The following is a 6,125-nucleotide window of genomic DNA, read 5'->3' on the forward strand; positions in this document are numbered from 1 at the left end:
TGATAATTCTGGAACACTATGGTTTGTGCAGTCTGGAGTTGAAAAGGGCTTAAATAAGCTCTCTGGTGGCGGACAAGTACAAGGGTTTGATTTAACAAGTGTAATTCCAGAACCTGAATCGGAAGTAGGATTAAACAAACTTGATATAACCAGGGAAGGCTATGTGTTTTTTGCCAGCTTAAACAACGGACTTATTGGCTTTAATCCAAATACGAACCAGTTTAAGAAAATCATGGAAGATTTTGGAAATGGTAATCTACCGGACAAAAATGTCAGAGCAGTTCGTGTTGATAATCGCAATCAATTATGGATAGGTACCTTAAGGGGGCTTAGGGTGCTTTTTAACGTAGGTGGTTTCTTTCAGGAAAACGCAAATGTTGACGCACAACCAATCATTATATTAGATGATGATGGAGTCGCTCAAGAGTTGCTTTTCGAGCAGTCCATTACTGATATTGAAGTGGATGGAGCTAATAATAAGTGGATTGCAACTGCAACTTCCGGAGTTTTCTATGTTTCATCAAACGGACAAGAAACCTTGTTGCGATTTAATAAAAACAACTCGCCTTTGCCTTCAAACAATGTGCAAGATATTGCTATAGACCCTCAAAGCGGAGTTGTTTATTTTGCTACTGCCAATGGCTTGATGGCCTTTAACGGAACAACAACCGCACCCAATGAAACCTTAGAAGCTTTAAGAGCCTACCCAAACCCTGTGAGGCCTAATTTTAACGGAAGTGTTACCATTGATGGGCTCACCGCACGTGCCAATGTAAAAATAACTGATGTGAACGGAAACCTTGTGTTTGAGCAAGTCTCTGAAGGAGGTAGTTTACAATGGGACACCACCGCTTTTGGAAGATATAAAGTTTCATCCGGTGTTTATTTTATTATGGCCACTACAAATGACGCAATGGAAACCAAAGTTGCCAAAGTAATGATTGTAAGGTAATGCTCGTCAACACTAAAGCACTTGTAATTTCAACTGTAAAATATGCAGAAGCTGATCTTATCGTAAAGTGTTTTACAAAAAGCTCCGGGATTAAAAGTTATATGTTAAAAGGGGTCTTGAAATCTAAAAAAGGAAAACTCAGAGCCTCTTACTTTCAACCTTTATCTCTTCTAGAAATCACTGCTTTTCATAAAAACAAAGGGTCTTTGGAGTATTTAAAGGAAGTAAAAGTTGATTACCCTTTCAAATCACTTCATAATAATGTGGTCAAATCTTCACTGGTTTTGTTCTTGTCAGAAGTGTTGAAACAAAGTATTATTGAAGAAGAACCCAATGAGTCTCTATATTCATTTTTAGAAGAAGCTTTTAAATGGCTTGATGAAAATGAAAGCTATGCTAATTTTCACATTTTATTTCTTTTAAAACTAACTGAATTTTTAGGCTTTTCACCAGATGCTTCTACAATCAACAAACCCATATTCAACCCAGTAGAAGGTGTTTTTCAACACGACATTTCAAATATTTATTGTGTAGAAATAACGCCCGAAAATAAAGGAATAACACATCTTTTCGGCATAAAATTTGATGAGATAAAAACTTTAAAACTAACCAAAAAGCAACGTCAAAATACGCTTGATATATTATTGCTTTACTTTGAATTGCACATTCAAGGATTTAAAAAGCCAAAGTCACTCGCTGTTTTGCATCAAATTTTCAACTAACAATGCAATTAAAGTACTTTTTAATTCTGCTGATTTTTTCAGTCAACTTTACTTTAAGTCAAGAAATCAAAATAATTGACTCAGAAACCAAAAAGCCTATTCCAGGAGTTGCTCTTTTTAATCCTGACAAATCAAAAAGTGGCGTTTCAGATTTAGACGGAAAAATCAATCTGAATATGTTTTTAAACAATGAAACCATTCATTTCCAGCACACTTCTTTCGAACCAATTTTTACTACAAAATCTCAAATTTTAAAAAACGATGGCCTTGTTTTACTCAAGCCGGGTTCAGGTCAACTAGATGAAATTGTACTTTCGGTTACCAAATTTGGTCAGGATAAAAAGGATATAGTCCAGTCTGTGGTGAGTATTAGTGCCTCAGAGGCATTGTTTACCCAACCACAAACGGCTGCAGACCTCTTGAGCAATAGTGGTAAAATATTTGTTCAAAAAAGTCAGCTTGGCGGCGGAAGCCCTATGATGCGTGGATTTTCTACAAACCGGCTCTTGATGACCGTTGACGGTGTGCGTATGAACACAGCCATTTTCAGAGGCGGTAACATTCAAAACATCCTTTCAATTGACCCTTTTATAGTTGAAAACACTGAAGTGATTTTAGGTCCCGGTTCTGTGGTTTACGGAAGCGATGCCGTGGGAGGTGTCATGAATTTTTACACCTTAAAACCTAAGTTTTCTTTTGAAGAAGGAATGGCTTTTTCCGGCAATGCCATAGCAAGATATGCCACCGCCAATGAAGAAAAAACAGGCCATATTGATTTCAATTTTGGATTTAAAGAATGGGCATTTCTCAGCAGTTTTTCATACAATGATTTTGGAGATTTAAGAATGGGAAAACACGGCCCCGATGATTACTTGCGTAATTTTTACATACAAACAATGGATGGTGAAGATGTACAAACCCCCAATTCAAATCCTCGTTTACAAACACCCACCGGTTATGACCAGATAAGCTTAGCTCAAAAAGTGCGCTTTATGCCCAATGAAAAATGGGACTTTCAGTTAAACTTACTCTATTCCGAAACTTCAGACTATGCCCGTTATGACCGTTTAACCAGGACAAGAAATGGAAATTTAAGGTCTGCAGAGTGGTTTTATGGTCCTCAAAAATGGTTTTCAGGTAATTTACAACTCGAGCGCACAAGCAAAAGCCTTTTATATGATGATTCAAAATTAATTGTTGCTTATCAGCATTTTGAAGAAAGTCGTAACGACCGGGATGTGGATAACCCGAATTTGTTTAGAACACAAGAAAAAGTAGATGCCATATCAGCCAATTTTGATTTTACCAAAAACCTCAATGCTGTTGACTTATTTTACGGTCTGGAGTATGTACATAATAAAGTTAATTCATCGGGAAATGTCACCAATTTAGACATCAACGAACTTGAAGAAACCGCTTCCCGATATCCTGACGGTTCCACTTGGCAATCCTATGCTGTTTATTTGAATATGCTTTGGAAAATTTCACAAAAAACAAGTTTGCAATCAGGCGTTCGATACAGCCATTTTAATATTGATGCCACTTTTGACAATCGATTTTATGATTTTCCATTTGAAGAAACACAAATCAATTCCGGTAATCTTACAGGAAGTATTGGGCTCAACTTTCAAGTCAGTGAGCTTTTGGGGTTGCGCACTAATTTTTCAACGGCTTTCCGGGCTCCAAACATTGACGATATTGGAAAAATATTTGATTCAGAACCCGGTAGTGTTGTTGTACCAAACCCTAACCTGGAAGCTGAATATTCATACACCGGCGAAGTGGGAACCATTTTTAATTTTGAACATATTATAAAAGTTGAAATGGCCACATTTTATACCAAATTGGACAATGCCCTGGTGCGCCGTGATTTTAGCCTGAACGGCGAAACAGAAATTGAATACCAGGGTGATTTAAGCAATGTACAAGCCATTCAAAACGCCGCCGATGCCAGAGTTTATGGGTTTGAAGCCGGTGTGCGTATCAACTTTTGTGAAACCTTAAGTTTACAGTCCAATTACACCATCGCCAAAGGCTATGAAGAACTGGACAACGGCGATAAAGCCACATTGCGTCACGCGCCGCCTCAGTTTGGAAGCTCCCATTTAATTTGGAAAAACAACCGATTCAAAATTGATGCCTTTGTTTATTACAGCGGAGAAATTCGTGCAGAAAATCTCGCTCCGTCAGAAGCCAATAAGCCTGAGATTTACCCACAAAACAATAACGGTGATTTGTATTCACCTGGGTGGTACACCCTTAATTTGACTAGCCAATATCAGCTGACAGATGCTTTACAACTTACGGCTTCACTAGAAAACATCACAGACCAACGTTACAGAACCTATTCATCAGGGATTGCAGCCCCGGGAAGGAATTTTATTGCGGCGATGAAGTACACGTTTTAAAGCTCTTAATTCTCACTAACCCCAAATTAATTAAGGGTTTGAGTGGATTTACTTTTTTATAAACTTCTGTGTTTGTTTATTACCATACTCATTCTCTACCACTATAAAATATAAACCTATATCAAAATCCTTAACATTAATGAAGTTTTGAGATGAGCTTAAACTTTGATTTTTAAGTAATTTACCTGTTATATTATAAAGTTTAGCAATACAACTTGTGCAATCTTGTGCTTCAAGGATGAGAAAATCTACAACTGGATTAGGGTAAATAAAAATTTCAGAGAGTAAACTGTTTTCGGTAGTACTCAAATAATTTTCATTACTGTGAAAAACAAGTTTGTTTTGAGAGAAGTCTTCTATTACTAATTTTCTAGCATCTTGAGAGTTAGCCCCAAATGTGAATGTATATTCCATCGTTTGATTGATATTGTCATTCAGAAAATTAAAAGTATTTTGCTTAAAGGTTTCTAGATAATTCACATCGTATCCAGATACCAGTTCACATGCCCCCGTAGTGTTTTCAAGAATACCACAGCTTATAAAACACGGACCTATCAGTTCTTCTACATCTAAATACCAACTGGAATTTAAAGCAACAAAAATTTCTCCACACAGTGAAATAGCAAACGAGCCTTCATAGATATCTGCTGTTGTAAGTGCAGCTCCATAAGGCAATTCCATAGTTTGCCCTTGATAATTTACTTGCGTTAAACTCCATTGATGATTAGGTGGTTCGTGACCCCAGTAAGGTGAAGTTGAGTGATCAGTATCTTCCAATGGAATGTTAGTTAAATTGACAAAACTTGAATTGTTTTGATAGTTTATATTCAAATATAAAATTTGTGAGTAACTACTAATTTGGTAATCAATAGGCGACCCTATTAGGTTGTTAAAAGCACCTTTGATTGTATTATAAAAATCTAAAACAAAAGAAGAGTTACAATTTATAGCTTCAGTTTCTGTGAGGTTTAAAATTTGAAGGCTGTCATTACCGATATAATTTACATCCATTTCAAATACACCACCACAACAACCGACTAAGGTTATCTTATCATTAGAAAAAGTTAATTCAAATCGAAGTTCTGGATCAGTATTTAAAATGTCATCTAAAAAATTATTTGTACTAATATTTCTTGTACTGTGAACAAACCAGGAATTTTCTAATAAATCGGGATTCTGTGCATACAGATTGAAAGAATTTAAACTCACTATTGTAATGGGTAGATTGAAAATAAAAATGACAATCAAAATCAGGTTTAATTTATTTATTGATTTCATGATGTTTAATTTTTAAGTAAGTTTTTAGAATCTTGTATTTCACCGTCTGCTATCAAAATAACGCTATACAAGGCATTTGGTAAATGACTTAAATCTATATTCACTGTGTTTAGAGAAGTATCTAATATATAGTTTTCTGAATTTCCAGTGTTTTGGTTAACGACCATTACAAAGGATGAGTTTGCCCCATCAGCCTGATAATTAACCGTTATTTGTGAATTTGTTGGATTGGGAGATATACTAATTATTCTATAGGGGTTTACAGTTACCGCTATGTCATCATAATCTTTTAGTCCATCTATATCTGAAATGATTTCCAATTTGTATTGTATTGAAAACTCCGGTGATACGGTTAATGTACTCCCTGTTGCAATGAGGTTTCCTTCTGTGTCATACCAATTATAAACCGCATCTTCATTGATGTCATCAGCTTGTATTGTGACGCTTTGGTTCTTTTCAACTTCTTCATCGTCTCCGGCATCTGCTACAAAACCCGGTCGAGGTTGTTTTCTAATCTCATAAGTTTCTCCTCCCACTATTTGGTTTGTGGCTTTATCTCTTTGAATCACGTGGTATGTATATATTGTTTTACTGGTTATTTCTTTAGTCAAAAAATTAAAGGTTAAATAAACAGTCCCATAATCTTGGGGTGCTAGCTGTATATCATCGAAGATCACATTGTTACCACCGGCAATCAATTTTTTTTCATTGGTGGTTGTAATAAAATTAGCTCCGGTTTTGTTTCCAATTTCCCAACCGTTGAAA

General features: G+C 36.0%; 5 protein-coding genes. 3 read left to right on the forward strand and 2 right to left on the reverse strand.

Annotated features, from left to right (window positions below):
* The 3 genes from AACY61_RS07270 to AACY61_RS07280 all read left to right on the forward strand — a co-directional run.
* The coding region (locus AACY61_RS07270; RefSeq protein WP_339610913.1) for a two-component regulator propeller domain-containing protein at positions 1-952 on the forward strand (952 nt) is incomplete at its 5' end.
* The gene (gene recO, locus AACY61_RS07275) at positions 952-1,674 is read left to right on the forward strand and encodes a DNA repair protein RecO (RefSeq protein WP_339610914.1); all 723 of its coding nucleotides are present in this window, start codon (positions 952-954) and stop codon (positions 1,672-1,674) included. The genes AACY61_RS07270 and recO, both read left to right, overlap by 1 nt.
* A 2-nt stretch (positions 1,675-1,676) precedes the next feature.
* Positions 1,677-4,082 carry a TonB-dependent receptor gene (locus AACY61_RS07280; RefSeq protein ID WP_339610915.1) on the forward strand — a complete coding sequence of 802 codons (2,406 nt, stop codon included), beginning with the start codon at positions 1,677-1,679 and terminating at the stop codon, positions 4,080-4,082.
* A gap of 48 nt (positions 4,083-4,130) precedes the next feature.
* Here the strand turns inward: AACY61_RS07280 and AACY61_RS07285 are convergent, their stop codons facing one another.
* Entirely contained in the window at positions 4,131-5,360 is a 1,230-nt protein-coding gene (locus tag AACY61_RS07285; RefSeq protein ID WP_339610916.1) for a T9SS type A sorting domain-containing protein, read from the reverse strand.
* 5 nt (positions 5,361-5,365) lie between these two features.
* On the reverse strand, positions 5,366-6,125 hold a 760-nt coding region (locus tag AACY61_RS07290; protein WP_339610917.1), incomplete at its 5' end, for a hypothetical protein.

The sequence above is a fragment of the uncultured Planktosalinus sp. genome, from assembly GCF_963973675.1.
In the GTDB taxonomy this organism is placed as follows: Bacteria; Bacteroidota; Bacteroidia; order Flavobacteriales; family Flavobacteriaceae; genus Planktosalinus.

Bases quoted from the DNA above. Each gene is read 5' to 3' on its own strand.
- AACY61_RS07285 (WP_339610916.1), bottom strand. From the start codon at position 5,360: ATGAAATCAATAAATAAATTAAACCTGATTTTGATTGTCATTTTTATT.
- AACY61_RS07280 (WP_339610915.1), top strand. From the start codon at position 1,677: ATGCAATTAAAGTACTTTTTAATTCTGCTGATTTTTTCAGTCAACTTT.
- recO (WP_339610914.1), top strand. From the start codon at position 952: ATGCTCGTCAACACTAAAGCACTTGTAATTTCAACTGTAAAATATGCA.